The 14091-nt window shown below is 41.2% G+C and carries 12 protein-coding genes; 2 read left to right on the plus strand and 10 right to left on the minus strand.

The window, feature by feature from the left end; all coding sequences use genetic code 11:
• Positions 1 to 68: 68 nt before the first annotated feature.
• From nuoF to PSF27_RS15950, 6 genes are all read right to left on the minus strand, one after another.
• Positions 69 to 1427 carry an NADH-quinone oxidoreductase subunit NuoF gene (gene nuoF / locus PSF27_RS15925; protein ID WP_206082348.1) on the minus strand — a complete coding sequence of 453 codons (1359 nt, stop codon included), beginning with the start codon at positions 1425 to 1427 and terminating at the stop codon, positions 69 to 71.
• Positions 1424 to 1972 carry an NADH-quinone oxidoreductase subunit NuoE gene (nuoE, locus tag PSF27_RS15930; protein ID WP_206082349.1) on the minus strand — a complete coding sequence of 183 codons (549 nt, stop codon included), beginning with the start codon at positions 1970 to 1972 and terminating at the stop codon, positions 1424 to 1426. The genes nuoF and nuoE overlap by 4 nt, the downstream gene beginning before the upstream one ends.
• Before the next feature lie 2 nt (positions 1973 to 1974).
• Positions 1975 to 3777 carry an NADH-quinone oxidoreductase subunit C/D gene (gene nuoC, locus PSF27_RS15935; RefSeq protein ID WP_371006958.1) on the minus strand — a complete coding sequence of 601 codons (1803 nt, stop codon included), beginning with the start codon at positions 3775 to 3777 and terminating at the stop codon, positions 1975 to 1977.
• 74 nt (positions 3778 to 3851) lie between these two features.
• Entirely contained in the window at positions 3852 to 4526 is a 675-nt protein-coding gene (locus tag PSF27_RS15940) for a NuoB/complex I 20 kDa subunit family protein (protein ID WP_004912254.1), read from the minus strand.
• An 18-nt stretch (positions 4527 to 4544) separates the two neighbouring features.
• Positions 4545 to 4988, minus strand: coding sequence for an NADH-quinone oxidoreductase subunit A (locus PSF27_RS15945; protein ID WP_004259806.1), 444 nt, complete (start codon positions 4986 to 4988; stop codon positions 4545 to 4547).
• Between the two features lie 1099 nt (positions 4989 to 6087).
• On the minus strand, positions 6088 to 7011 hold the full coding sequence (locus PSF27_RS15950; RefSeq protein ID WP_206082352.1) for a LysR family transcriptional regulator: 924 nt from the start codon (positions 7009 to 7011) through the stop codon (positions 6088 to 6090).
• An 803-nt stretch (positions 7012 to 7814) separates the two neighbouring features.
• Between PSF27_RS15950 and PSF27_RS15955 the strand changes: the two genes are divergently transcribed.
• On the plus strand, positions 7815 to 9029 hold the full coding sequence (locus tag PSF27_RS15955) for a pyridoxal phosphate-dependent aminotransferase (protein WP_206082353.1): 1215 nt from the start codon (positions 7815 to 7817) through the stop codon (positions 9027 to 9029).
• Between the two features lie 551 nt (positions 9030 to 9580).
• Here PSF27_RS15955 and PSF27_RS15960 read toward each other — a convergent pair.
• Positions 9581 to 9712 carry a hypothetical protein gene (locus PSF27_RS15960; RefSeq protein WP_272681865.1) on the minus strand — a complete coding sequence of 44 codons (132 nt, stop codon included), beginning with the start codon at positions 9710 to 9712 and terminating at the stop codon, positions 9581 to 9583.
• A 201-nt stretch (positions 9713 to 9913) separates the two neighbouring features.
• Here PSF27_RS15960 and yfbR point away from each other — a divergent pair, with 201 nt between their 5' ends.
• Entirely contained in the window at positions 9914 to 10495 is a 582-nt protein-coding gene (gene yfbR, locus PSF27_RS15965; RefSeq protein WP_206082354.1) for a 5'-deoxynucleotidase, read from the plus strand.
• Positions 10496 to 10587: 92 nt separating this feature from the next.
• Here the strand turns inward: yfbR and PSF27_RS15970 are convergent, their stop codons facing one another.
• From PSF27_RS15970 to PSF27_RS15980, 3 genes are all read right to left on the minus strand, one after another.
• Positions 10588 to 11007 (minus strand): hypothetical protein, encoded by a 420-nt coding sequence (locus PSF27_RS15970; protein WP_272539645.1) that lies wholly within the window; start codon positions 11005 to 11007, stop codon positions 10588 to 10590.
• 155 nt (positions 11008 to 11162) lie between these two features.
• Positions 11163 to 12992: an SLC13 family permease gene (locus PSF27_RS15975; RefSeq protein WP_206082356.1), complete on the minus strand. Its 1830-nt coding sequence runs from the start codon at positions 12990 to 12992 to the stop codon at positions 11163 to 11165.
• An 88-nt stretch (positions 12993 to 13080) separates the two neighbouring features.
• The gene (locus tag PSF27_RS15980) at positions 13081 to 13755 is read right to left on the minus strand and encodes a sugar phosphatase (protein ID WP_272681866.1); all 675 of its coding nucleotides are present in this window, start codon (positions 13753 to 13755) and stop codon (positions 13081 to 13083) included.
• Between the last annotated feature and the right edge of the window lie 336 nt (positions 13756 to 14091).

The following is a 14091-nucleotide window of genomic DNA, read 5'->3' on the forward strand; positions in this document are numbered from 1 at the left end:
AGCAGGCGTTAATCAAAAATACGTTCTTCGTGAAAAATCTCGTTCGCGGTTGCTCAATCGCGAAACGATTACCAGCGCTGCTTCAGCAGGTTTGGCTGAATACCTGCAATCTGCACTAAATTGCGCAGATCTTTTTGCGAGATACCCGCTTCGAATTCATCACGGAAATATTTGATAGCACTTTGCAGCGGTTCAACTGCACCTGGTGCGTGAGCACAGAAGGTTTTACCCGGGCCTAAGAAACGGCAAAGTTGCTCTAATGTTTCAATATCGCCTGGTTGACCTTCGCCTTTTTCCAGTGCTTGTAAAATTTTCACACTCCACGGCAATCCATCACGACAAGGTGTACACCAACCGCAAGATTCACGCGCAAAGAAGGTTTCTAAGTTACGCACTAACGAAACCATGTTGATTTCATGATCAACTGCCATCGCCAATGCAGTCCCTAAACGGCTGCCTGCTTTAGCAATATTTTCGAAATCCATCGGTAAATCGAGGTGGTCATTGGTCAGGAAGTCTGTCCCTGCCCCACCTGGCTGCCATGCTTTTAATTTCAAGCCATCGCGCATCCCACCCGCGTAGTCTTCAAGCACTTCACGCGCGGTGGTACCAAACGGTAATTCCCACAGACCTGGGTTTTTTACACGGCCAGAGAAGCCCATCAGTTTTGTGCCGGCATCTTTACTCTTACCTGCGCTTAAATCGATATACCACTGGTCACCGTGCTCTAAAATTGCAGGCACGTTACAGATAGTTTCGACGTTATTTACGCAAGTCGGTTTACCCCAAGCACCTGATGTTGCAGGGAATGGTGGTTTAGAACGTGGATTTGCACGGCGACCTTCTAAGGAGTTAATCAACGCAGTTTCTTCACCGCAGATATAACGCCCAGCACCCGTGTGCACAAACAGTTCGAAATCGAATCCAGAACCGAGGATATTTTTACCTAATAGACCCGCTGCTTTGGCTTCTTCGATGGCCCGGCGCAGGTTTTGTGCGGCTTCAACGTATTCACCACGCAGGAAGATATAACCACGATAGGCTTTCAGTGCATAAGCCCCTGTTATCATCCCCTCAACTAACAGGTGAGGCAGTTGTTCCATCAATAGACGGTCTTTATAAGTACCTGGTTCCATTTCATCCGCATTACATAAGAAGTAACGCAGTTTCATGTTTTCGTCTTTTGGCATCAGGCTCCATTTCAGACCTGTTGAGAAGCCCGCGCCACCACGCCCTTTCAGGCCTGCGTCTTTCACGAGATTCACAACTTCATCTGGCGCCATGCCTTTAAGCGCACGCTCAAGACCTTTGTATCCGTTTTTACTACGGTACTCATCTAACCAAACAGGCTGATTGTCATCACGCAAACGCCATGTTAGAGGATGAGTTTCGGCAGTACGGATCACTGGATTAACAGAATTTGTCATGGATACTGCTCCAGTAATTTTTGAATATTTTCAGGCTGTACGTAGCTGTGAGTGTCTTCATCGATCATCATCGTTGGACCTTTGTCACAGTTACCTAAGCAACAGGTTGGCAGCAACGTAAAGCGGCCATCAGCTGTTGTTTGACCTGGGCGAATATTCAGCTGTTTAATGATCTCAGCTTCTAAGCCCTGATAACCTGTAATATGGCAAACAACACTGTCGCAATAGCGAATAATGTGGCGACCTACTGGCTGACGGAAGATTTGGCTATAGAATGTGGCCACCCCTTCAACGTCACTGGCTGGAATGCCTAAGACGTCAGCAATCGCATGGATAGCCCCATCTTCAACCCAACCGCGGTTTTTTTGCACAATTTTTAGTGCTTCAATTGAGGCAGCACGCGCATCTTCGTAGTGGTGTTTCTCACCTTCAATCTCTGCACGCTCTTTCTCTGTTAAGACAAAGCCATGATTGACTTGCGGTTCAAACACATTCACGACATTGAGCTCGTTGTGCTTCTCATTTTCGTTATGTTCATTATGCATGGTTAGCGATCCACATCCGACATTACAAAATCGATACTACCCAGATAGACGATTAAGTCCGAAACTAAACTACCTCTGATCACCGAAGGAATTTGCTGTAAGTGCTCATAACTCGGAGTACGAATACGTGTGCGGTAGCTCATCGTGCTGCCATCACTGGTCAGGTAGTAGCTGTTAATACCCTTCGTGGCTTCAACCATCTGGAATGATTCATTCGCAGGCATCACAGGGCCCCAAGACACTTGCAAGAAGTGGTTGATCAGGGTTTCAATGTGCTGCAACGTACGCTCTTTTGGTGGCGGTGTCGTCAATGGATGGTCGGCTTTGAATGGGCCTTCTGGCATATTCTTGTAGCATTGCTCAAGAATACGGATACTCTGGCGCATCTCTTCCACTTTGATCATCACACGGTCATAACAGTCACCGTTGTGTGCGATAGGAATATCGAATTCAAAGTTTTCGTAGCCTGAATATGGACGCCATTTACGCACGTCGAAATCAACGCCTGTTGCACGTAAACCTGCACCTGTTACCCCCCAAGCTAGAGCCTCTTCTTTGTTGTACATTGCTGTACCAATTGAACGGCCTTTTAAGATGGAGTTTTTCAGTGCTGACGTGACATAGGATTCTAAACGTTTTGGCAGCCAGTCGAGTAACTCACGCAGCAGTTTTTCCCAGCCACGCGGTAAATCGTGTGCAACACCACCGATACGGAACCATGCTGGGTGCATACGGAAACCCGTGATCGCTTCAATCACGTTATACACTTTTTGGCGGTCAGTAAACGCAAAGAATACAGGCGTCATTGCACCGACGTCTTGGATATACGTACTGATATACAGCAAGTGGCTGTTGATACGGAATAGCTCAGACAGCATGACACGAATGGTCTTCACGCGATCAGGCACTTCGATGCCAGCCAGCTTTTCAACGGCTAACACGTACGGCATTTCATTCACACAACCGCCGAGATACTCGATGCGGTCAGTGTATGGAATGTAGCTGTGCCATGACTGACGTTCACCCATTTTCTCAGCACCACGATGGTGGTAGCCGATATCTGGCACACAGTCGATAATTTCTTCACCATCAAGTTGCAGTACGATACGGAACGCACCGTGTGATGATGGGTGGTTAGGCCCTAAGTTCAGGAACATGAAATCTTCGTTTTCATTTCCACGTGCCATGCCCCACTCTTCTGGTTTGAAAGTCAATGCTTCCATTTCCAGATCTTGTTTCTGTTTCGTCAGAACAAAGGGGTCGAACTCAGTTGCACGCGCAGGGTAATCCTTACGCAGTGGGTGACCTTCCCAGTTTGGTGACATCAGCAAGCGACGAAGATTTGGGTGACCTTGAAAGGTGATCCCAAACATATCCCACACTTCACGCTCATGCCAACTCGCATTCGGGAACAGTGAAACCACAGAAGGCACGTTTAAGTCTTTCTCATTAAGAGCGACTTTTAACATGATATCGCGGTTACGGTCGATGGAGATGATGTGGTAGAAAACACTAAAGTCTGCCTCTGGCAGACCTTGACGGTGAATTCGTTGACGTTCATCTACCCCGTGTAAGTCAAATAACATGACATACGGTTTCGGTAATTTTTTCAGGAAATCGACAACTTCCAGTAATTGTTCACGACGAACCCATATCACTGGCATACCAGTGCGGGTTGCTTGAACAGAAAAGGCATCCGGCCCAAATTGATTGCGCAGTTCCAGAAGCACAGGGTCATTTAAATGATCCTGCGTCTGCCATCCTGGCTGGGTACTACTCGCTTGCGCTATCTGATCTGTCATCATTCTTCACCATAACGCTTGATCAGGTTTATTATTTCGCAACAACATTGCTCTGTTACGCTGTATGGCTTTAAGCCTTAAATTTCGTCTGGTGTACGCAGGTTAGTCACTGCGATACGTTCACCATGCTTTCTTTCTCTTTCTGATTGCATATTGGCACGGTAAACCCCTTGGTCTCCAACAACCCAAGAGAGCGGACGACGCTCTTTACCGATAGATTCTTGCAACAGAAGCAGAGCCTGCATATAGGCTTCTGGGCGTGGTGGACAACCTGGGATATACACATCTACAGGGATAAATTTATCGACGCCTTGTACCACAGAATAAATGTCATACATGCCACCAGAGTTGGCACATGAACCCATGGAAATAACCCATTTTGGTTCGAGCATTTGGTCATACAGACGCTGAATAACAGGCGCCATTTTTGTGAAACAGGTTCCTGCAACAACCATGAAGTCGGCTTGACGAGGTGAAGCACGAAGTACTTCCGCACCAAAACGGGCTACGTCATGAACAGCCGTGAACGAAGTCACCATTTCTACATAGCAACATGAAAGACCAAAGTTATATGGCCATAGAGAGTTTTTGCGCCCCCAGTTAACCACATCGTGAAGTGCATGAGAAAGTTTCCCCATGTACACACTGTTTTCAACTTGCTGCTCCAGAGGATCTGTTACGATTTCCTGGGTTTGCAGTGGGTAACGGTCGTTCTCACCGTTCGGATCTATGCGGGTGAGCGTATAATCCATTGTATAATGCCTCGCTTTTTACTGCGGATGACGATTGCTGATTTTAATAACTTCACTAGGATGCTTAACTTTTCCGCGGGAACGGACTGGAGTCCAATCCAATGCTCCTACGCGAACCAGATAAAACAATCCCGCCAACAATACCAGAATAAAGATCGCGGCTTCGATGAAACCGACCCAACCGGCTTCGCGGATGGCAACTGACCATGCAAATAAAAACATGGCTTCAACATCGAAGATAACGAAGAACATGGCGACTAAGTAGAACTTAGCTGACATACGAAGACGTGCACTACCGACTGAATCAATACCTGACTCATAAGGGACATGTTTTGTTCTGGCTTTGGCGCGACTGCCTAAGAAATGACCCGCGACCAACATGAAAGCACAAAGACCGATAGTGCCGATAAGGAATATCGCAAACGCCCAGTTATGGGCTAACGCTAGGATTGATGTAGACATACTCGTTGCTTACTCATTACTTATGGTGCGTAAACTGCTCTTTTTTACAACACGGCAGTATTGCACCACAATTGCCCAGTTAATCGAGAAGAAAGACCAAAAATCATCACCAAACATAAATCAGTCTGATGACTGCGTTTGGTTTGTCCTCTCTCATTACAATTTACTTTACCCAAATTAGGTAAAATAACCCGTATTTGTTACAAAAAACTCACACACAAAAAACATTAAAATAACAAAAAGTACTCATGATCTGCTAAAACGTGTCAGTGTAATGAAACACAAGTAAACACTCAAACTAGTTTAACTGATTATTCGTTTTTACTACACTATTATCGCAGGAAAAACCTGTCTTAACAGATGAAAAATTGCGCTTTTTATTTGATCTAACGCACAGATTTATTGAAAAAGTACTCAATTTGTTTACATGACGTTCAATTTTACTTTAAGAACATGTAACGCTTTTTTACTCAACAGTTTCACTAACCCGCTGACAATCCAGTGCTATTTTATCAATTCAGCAAAAAAAGATTGTTAATAGCGTAACAAGTTGTTAACTAAAAAATGAAATTCAGGTTCTGCCAACTACATCACAATTATTTCATGGTCTTCAACATTTAACCATACTTATTAAGTGGTTAATTGCAGGTTTTGTGTACTGAAATCGATAAAAAATGATAAATTTGAACTTGATAACGATTTCTCAAAACCATCGCTCAATATTTATACCTTGTTTTAAAATGATTTCTTATACTCTCTCCCCAATATTGAAAATTTAACACATCAGTATTAAATAATCGTTTCAGTTACGAAGCATCTTACTCTGTAGATAGATGCATCCAAAAAAGAATGGCATTTCCCCTAGCTTATCATGGTTATACTTTCCCCTAGTAAATATCACTTTAGTCGATATATTTCTTTGAATTGAGCCGCTCATTGCATTTGCGTAAAATAATTAGATTGCAAATATTTTATCCACACTTTTTTTTATACAAATTTTTGATATAAAAAAAACGGCATTCCTAAAAAAATAGGAATTACCGTTTTATTCGTTGTATACTCGCGTATATTAACAGTCAGTTAATATCACCTGAAACGATTAATTATTCATTTCGCTCCCATCAGCAAGTTCACTTGCCGATGCAGCAACATAAGGAATTTTTTTGTTTTCAATGGCGCTAAAGACGGTCAAAACAAAATCTTTCTGCTCATCTGCATTCTTATATAGCCAATATTGAATATCAGGCAAACGCGGCAAACCATCTGTTTCATTTAAAATACGTAAATCCGCATTTTGCATTTCCATTGGGCGTGCAGTCACCCCGACTTCCGCTGTTACTGCAGCACGTACTGCAGGTAGCGACGCGGCTTCATAGGCGATGTGCCATGGTAATCCTGCGTCATCCAATGCTTGCGTGCAAAGTTTGCGGTATGGGTTAGTTTCATCCATTACAACTAATGGGATCGGCTCGTTATGACGTAATTGGAAATCAGGCGAGCTATGCCATAGCACTGGCACTGTTCTTAATGCCGTTTTTGGGTGATGGCTAATACGCGCTGTTGTTAATGCTAAATCGATTTCATGGTTATCCAGCATTGATTCAATAAATTGAGCACGCTTAATGCGAACTTCAACCGCAATGCGTGGGTACACAGAAGCGATACGATTTAGCAAAAATGGCAAAAGGATATCAACAGTGTCATCAGATGCACCGATACGTAATTCGCCTTCAGCATCGTTATAGGTTAATGATGCTGTTGCATCATCATTAGCACGCAAGATTTGTCGTGCATAACCCAGTAATTGTAAACCATGCGCTGTGAGGAGTTTATTACGCCCATGACGAGCGAAAAGCTCACGGCCAACAAGTTGCTCTAAACGCTGCATCTGCTGGCTTACCGCAGATTGCGTTCTACACACTGCTGCAGCCGCAGCTGCGAATGTATTTAGATCAGCGACTGCAACAAACGTACGCAGCAAGTCCAGATCTAAGTTCATGATGGGACGATTGGAATTTATCATCGTTCATTCTCTTATATAATATTTATGTTACCTGGTGTTCTGCTCTCCTCCATGAGAATCAGCGATATAATTTAATACTACTCATCTAGTGCATCTCTAATCCTTAGATTTGCAATGACTACTCATTATTTTATCTAGTTATAACCAACCCGTTATTAACGAATAACATCAATGCTGGTATAAACAGGGTACTGCCAATCAATCAAAAATAGTGTTAACAAAAAGTGTATTCTCTTACAGAATCTGATTAAAGAAACGCTTTATAAAGTACCGCTAAATAGTAACATATTTAATGTAATCGCAATTATTTTAATGTAAGCACATTATAAAATTCATTTCACTATTTTTTTACGCTCTTAAATTTCAATGCGTTATGTATTTTAAGTATATGTTTAATTAAAAATTATTGAGCAAAACAATCAATATTACTAACAAAAACGGTCAAAAAAATATAAAAAAAGGGCAATATGCAGTGAAATTTATGGCTAAACTAACGAATCTAGGCTTAATATTACATTTTGATACAATTTTTTAGTTCAACTGTTATTTTTCCTTTTTTTTTTATATTTACACACCAAAAGACACGATATTATCGAGATATAAATCCAACATAAGTGTGTTAATCGAAATATTAAACCAACATAAAAAAGATAATAAGATGTCAAACATCACATTTATACTTTAACCAACCTTTTACACCAAAAATAACCTTGCATCTTCAAAAGCTTCTGAGGGAGGAGTACAGTAAGACAATAAAGCCGGCCCCCCTACCAATGCAATCCCGTTAGGGTAATGAGAGAACAATGAATAATCTAACTAAATCCAGCAAGCTCGATAATGTCTGCTATGACATCCGTGGGCCCGTATTAAAAGAAGCAAAACGCTTAGAAGAGGAAGGTAATAAAGTCCTCAAGCTGAACATTGGTAACCCGGCACCGTTTGGCTTTGAAGCACCTGATGAAATTCTTGTGGATGTCTTACGCAATTTACCAAGTTCCCAAGGCTATTGTGACTCCAAAGGGCTCTATTCTGCTCGTAAAGCCATCGTCCAACATTACCAAGCTCGTGGTATTCACGAAATGACAGTAGAAGATGTTTACATCGGCAACGGTGTATCTGAACTTATTGTCCAAGCGATGCAAGCACTGCTTAATAATGGCGATGAAATGTTAGTCCCTGCCCCTGACTACCCACTTTGGACTGCAGCGGTTTCGCTTTCTGGCGGGAAAGCGGTGCACTATATGTGTGATGAGCAACAAGGCTGGATGCCAGATATTGAGGACATTCGTAGCAAAATCACTCCAAGAACTCGTGGTATTGTGGTCATTAATCCCAATAACCCAACAGGTGCTGTATATAGCAAAGATTTGCTATTAGAGATTGTTGAACTGGCTCGTCAACACAATCTAATTATCTATGCTGATGAAATTTATGATAAAATTCTTTATGATGATGCAGTTCATCACTCTATTGCGGCATTAGCACCTGACTTATTAACAATTACATTCAATGGGCTATCAAAAACCTATCGTGTTGCAGGTTTCCGACAAGGTTGGATGGTACTTAATGGCCCGAAAAAACATGCAAAAAGCTATATTGAAGGCTTAGAAATGCTAGCCTCAATGCGTTTATGTGCCAATGTGCCGATGCAACATGCCATTCAAACTGCACTGGGTGGTTACCAAAGTATTAGTGAATTTATTCAACCAGGTGGGCGTTTATATGAGCAGCGTAACCGTGCGTGGGAACTCATTAACCAAATTCCAGGTGTATCTTGTGTGAAGCCACAAGGCGCACTGTATATGTTCCCCAAAATTGATATTAAGCGTTTTAATATCCATGATGACCAAAAAATGATCCTTGACTTGCTGTTGCAAGAAAAAGTGTTATTAGTCCAAGGTACAGCATTTAACTGGCCAGAACCCGATCATTTTAGGATCGTGACCTTACCTTATGCTGACGATCTTGAAATGGCAATTAATAAATTTGGCCGCTTCCTTGAAGGCTATCGTCAATAACATCTTATTTAGATTGTCTATTATTAATAAAGCCTCCAAATTCGGAGGCTTTATTAATTCAAAGTGTAATCATCATTAAATGAATGTGTTATTTTGATTATCAAATAATGGAAATTATATATATCGCAACCAGGAAAAAGCCTAAAAGTATGAAAGGAAAGTATTTCATAATATTCCTTGAAGATTTACTTAGTGAATCTCTATTATAAATATTAATATAGGCAAATCAAATTAAAATAAACACAACTAAATAGTTTATCTAAGATATCTCACAGATTGACCATCAAACATAGAATGGCGTTTTACACGTCTTAATTTTTCGGAGCAACTTCCTGACTCAGAAAAAGAAATGTACGCCGTTTTCGTATCACCATTAACGCCTACAACTGCAACACCTTTGTCCGAAGCAGTAATGGAACATGAGAAATAGCCATCAGTCTCATAAACCTCATCATCAATAGTGATTACAATCACTTTCCACATATTTTTAATATGGAAACAAGTTGGTTTGATAATAAAAGTGAAAAACATTTTCTTTTTTTTACCATGGTTTATATTATTAACAGCCCCTCCGTTTTTTCTATATTATCTGCACTGTGCATCACTATAATCGACTTAATTTTGTCACCCCAATAGTTTTCTATAGAAACAAAACCTTTTTGCCCGCGTTCGTTATTAGCCATATTAACCCCTTTATTATCTAATATCACCTTCATCAAAATTAGATAATAAGTCATCGATTTTTTAATTAAACATTATTTTTCAACAGAGCTAATTATCTTTATTTTGATTTACTTTAAATAATAACTTGGCATAAATACATATCCCTCCGAGCCTATACGCGTTATAATTTACCCATTGTATACCACTGTTTATGAGGACTTATGAGCTACTTTTTTGCACACCTTGCTAGAATGAAACTAATTCACCGTTGGCCACTCATGCGTAATGTCCGAACGGAAAATGTCTCCGAACACAGCTTACAAGTTGCGATGGTTGCTCATGCACTTGCCATCATTAAGAATAAAAAATTTGGGGGTAATGTTGATGCATCTCGTATTGCTTTACTTGCCATGTACCACGATGCCAGTGAAGTTATTACTGGAGATTTGCCTACGCCTATCAAATACCATAATCAACAAATTGCCTATGAATACAAAAAAATAGAAAAATTTGCCCAACAAAAGCTGTTGGATATGCTACCTGATGAGCTTCAAGATGACTTCAGGGAGTTAATTATTGAAGACTTACAATCTGAAGAAGAACATTTTATTGTTAAGCAAGCAGATTCCCTGTGTGCTTATTTAAAATGTTTGGAAGAGTTGTCTGCGGGAAATAGCGAATTTAAATTGGCCAAAAAGCGCCTTGAAAAAATGCTAGCAGAAAGAAAAAGCCCTGAAATGGATTATTTTATGGAAAAATTTGTTCCAGGTTTTACGCTTTCGTTAGATGAAATTAGCAATTAATATATAAGTAGTATGTTATATCTACTTATATATCTGTTAATTTACCAATCTAAAAACTGTAGGCTAGATCTAACTTCACCTTATAAAATAGCTTAACCAACTTTGTTTAACTTTACACTACAACCTATCATTGTAGAGAATGCAACATACAATGTTTTTGCATCCCCATTAACGCCTAATATTACAAACTCAGAATCATCAATGGAGATAGTACAACGTAAAGGCTCTTTAGTTTCATAAACCGCCCCACTCTTAGTTACAAGTTTTATTGACCAAAAATCATATGAATCTATTGTAGCTCGCTCAAATAATATGGTAAATATTCTTTTCAGTTCAGTCCTATCTGGAATGTCATAAATTGTCTTTGAGGTATTTAATTTTTTGGTTACATCAAAATAACCAGAAACAAAGTGAGTTAATTCAACACTTGATAACTCTTCCCCCCAATAGTTTTCAAAATCACAGTAACCGTAAGTAAAACGCTCATCTCCCCACGATTCATTTTGACTCATTTCATTATCCTATAATTGATATGTAGTGAGTTAAAGAGAATATCAGTAGAGAATTCACTTTTAAAAGATATTAAATATTATAAATTTATTATTTTTAATATCAAAAGGGCTCTATTATATTTAGAGCCCTTTATTGAAGTTATTTTTATATTGACTTAAAACGGAAATAGTATTGGAATAACCGCAATACTGATAAACATCACAATAATCGTAAACGGTACACCAATTTTTAAGAAGTCAGAAAACTTATATCCCCCAGGGCCAAGCACTAAGGTATTAACGGGTGATGAAACGGGAGTCATAAATGCAGCAGATGCTGCGATACCAATTACCATTGCAAATGGTAAAGGGGATACCTCCATTTGCCGTGCGGCAGCAATCGCAATAGGGGCCATAAGGACTGCCGTGGCAGTATTAGAGATAAACAACCCAATAGTGGCACACAGAATAAATAAACACAGTAGCATCACATGTGGGCCTAACCCCCCTGCGACCTTCATTAGGCCATCAACCGCAAGGGCAATACCGCCCGTTTCTTGCAAAGCAATAGCAAACGGCATCATACCGACGATTAAAATAATACTTGGCCAGTGAATAGATTTGTACGCGCTTTCCATATCAATACAGCGGAATTTACCCATCAGTAAGCAAGCTATCAGAGCTGCAATAAAATTTGGGATCTCATTGGTTACCATCATGGCAACCATCAGTGCGAGACAAAACAAGGCATGTGGTGCTTGTGACGCAGCTGGCGCAACGGCTTCAACCTCAGCAGCCAAATTTAGCACAATAAAATTACGTGGTTTTGTCGATAAGATACGAATGAGTTTCCAATCACCGATCACCAACAAAATATCACCAAGGCGTAGAGGCTCATCCACTAACTTGCCATCTAATGCCTTACCATCACGGCGAATACCCACCACGTTCAAACCGTATCGTGTACGAAACTTAATGTCTCGTAAACTTTTTCCCAGTAACTCAGAGTCTGGGTTCATAGAAACTTCCGCCATCCCCACATCACGGGACTGGTCAGAGAAATAGTCTCCACGTAAAATCATTGGCTCAAGCAATTGTTCACTGCAAAACAGGCGTAAATCGTCATCACTTACAGAAATATCGACCAATAAAACATCTCGTTCACGTAGCTCTGTTCCGCCCGTTGCGCTGACCATCACACGGCGAAATTTCCGCCAGCGCTCAATACCCACCACGTTAGCTTCATAACGTGAACGTAAATGGAGTTCATCAAGGGTATGGCCAATCAACGGTGAACCTTTACGGATAGCTAAGCGGCGTGCACGGCCTGTCAGCTTATAATCACGAATTAAATCACGGAAGGTACGGCGGTAGCGTTCAGGAAGTTTATCAGGCTCATTACTGCCCAACCAGCGACGTGTTAACCACATATAGGCAATACCTGCCAGCAAAATAAGAATACCAATAGGAGTAATTGAGAAAAATTGAAAGCCTTTGATGCCTTCGCGTACTAACTCACTATTTACGACCATGTTAGGTGGCGTCGCGACTAGGGTCATCATGCCACTGATTAGCCCTGCAAAGCCTAGTGGCATCATTAATCTACCTGGCGATGTTTTCATTCGCGCAGCAACACTCAACACGACAGGAATAAAAATGGCAACAACACCTGTCGAGCTCATAAAGGCACCGAGCCCAGCGACTGTCAGCATCAAAAACACTAACATTTTGCTCTCGCTACTTCCTGCAACGCGAACAAGCCAATCCCCCATTTGATATGCGATCCCTGTACGAACGAGACCATCACCAATAACGAACAATGCCGCTATCAATAACACGTTCGGATCAGCAAAGCCTGATGTCGCTTGTTCTAATGTTAAGGTGTCGCTGAGCACAAACGCAACAATCACCAGTAATGCCACCACATCCATGCGGATTTTATTCGTGGTAAAAAGAACGACCGCTATCAGTAGGAGGGTTAATACCCACAGCAATTCTCCGTTCAAAATATCCCCTTTCGACGAAAAAAAACATTGCTAAAGATTTTCTTTAGTTAACCACGTTTTACGGAGAATTTCTTTGATTAGATCACGATTAAGGTAACTTTGACACTAAAAGTTCATAATCCCCATTAATGTCTGGTCCCATAACAGAAATTTGCTCTAACGAACTGACAATTACATCAATTTCATCACGACGCGGTAAGCTTTCTGGAGCATGGACTGCGACCACTTGGCAACCTGCACTAAGTGCGGAATGAATGCCTGCTTGGGCATCTTCGAAGGCAACGCAGGATTTTTCAGGCAATGAAAGTGCTTTAGCACCTAACATAAACGGTTCTGGATCAGGCTTACCTTTGGACACTTTTTCAAATGTTACCCAATGTTTTGGCTCAGGCAGTCCCGCCGCTTGTTGACGTCCATGTGCTATGGGTACAGTGCCCGATGTGACAATTGCCCACGGAGCTCCAATTTCATTTAAACGTGACAGCAAGGCAATCGCACCAGGTAGGGCCACAACGCCCTCCACATCTTCACTTTCCATTTTTTCTAACCAGCGAAAATACCCCATAATTTCTTCATCACTCGCCTCGGGTAAAAAGTGACGCAAACTAGTTAACGCGGGTTTTCCATGGATAAAATTAATGACTTCGGCTGAGTCTACACCAATTCGTTCGCCAAACTTACACCAACAGCGCTCAACCACTGCCAAGGAATCTGCCAATGTGCCATCTAAATCAAATAGAAACCCTTTTGCCTTTAATTTCACGTCTACCCCTTTATTTGCTATTCACATAATAATTGAATCGATTCTGGTCCATTAGTTAACGCTAAATGGGCACATACACGCAACCTCAATATTAAAAATAATTAAGAATTGATACTAAGGCTTAGATTTGAATGCTTATGAGAAGTAAAAATCATGAGAAAAGAATGAAATTTGGCGTTCTAAATTATCCGCGTTGTCGCTAAGCGATAAAGTGAAGTATGACGAGATTGCTCTAAGGAGTTTGTGCTGTAGCTAGGCGGCAAGCGCGCTAATCCCTAGGAGCATACATGAGTATGTGACTAGGGTTAGTGTGTGAAGTCAACACCGCTACAGCGC

It is taken from the genome of Providencia sp. PROV129 (assembly GCF_028482245.1).
GTDB classification, from domain to species: domain Bacteria; phylum Pseudomonadota; class Gammaproteobacteria; order Enterobacterales; family Enterobacteriaceae; genus Providencia; species Providencia vermicola.

Coding starts and splice junctions, on each gene's coding strand:
- PSF27_RS15970 (WP_272539645.1), bottom strand. CDS start 11,007: ATGAGTCAAAATGAATCGTGGGGAGATGAGCGTTTTACTTACGGTTAC.
- PSF27_RS15945 (WP_004259806.1), bottom strand. CDS start 4,988: ATGTCTACATCAATCCTAGCGTTAGCCCATAACTGGGCGTTTGCGATA.
- PSF27_RS15940 (WP_004912254.1), bottom strand. CDS start 4,526: ATGGATTATACGCTCACCCGCATAGATCCGAACGGTGAGAACGACCGT.
- nuoE (WP_206082349.1), bottom strand. CDS start 1,972: ATGCATAATGAACATAACGAAAATGAGAAGCACAACGAGCTCAATGTC.
- yfbR (WP_206082354.1), top strand. CDS start 9,914: ATGAGCTACTTTTTTGCACACCTTGCTAGAATGAAACTAATTCACCGT.
- PSF27_RS15960 (WP_272681865.1), bottom strand. CDS start 9,712: ATGGCTAATAACGAACGCGGGCAAAAAGGTTTTGTTTCTATAGAAAAC.
- nuoC (WP_371006958.1), bottom strand. CDS start 3,777: ATGATGACAGATCAGATAGCGCAAGCGAGTAGTACCCAGCCAGGATGG.
- nuoF (WP_206082348.1), bottom strand. CDS start 1,427: ATGACAAATTCTGTTAATCCAGTGATCCGTACTGCCGAAACTCATCCT.
- PSF27_RS15950 (WP_206082352.1), bottom strand. CDS start 7,011: ATGATAAATTCCAATCGTCCCATCATGAACTTAGATCTGGACTTGCTG.
- PSF27_RS15955 (WP_206082353.1), top strand. CDS start 7,815: ATGAATAATCTAACTAAATCCAGCAAGCTCGATAATGTCTGCTATGAC.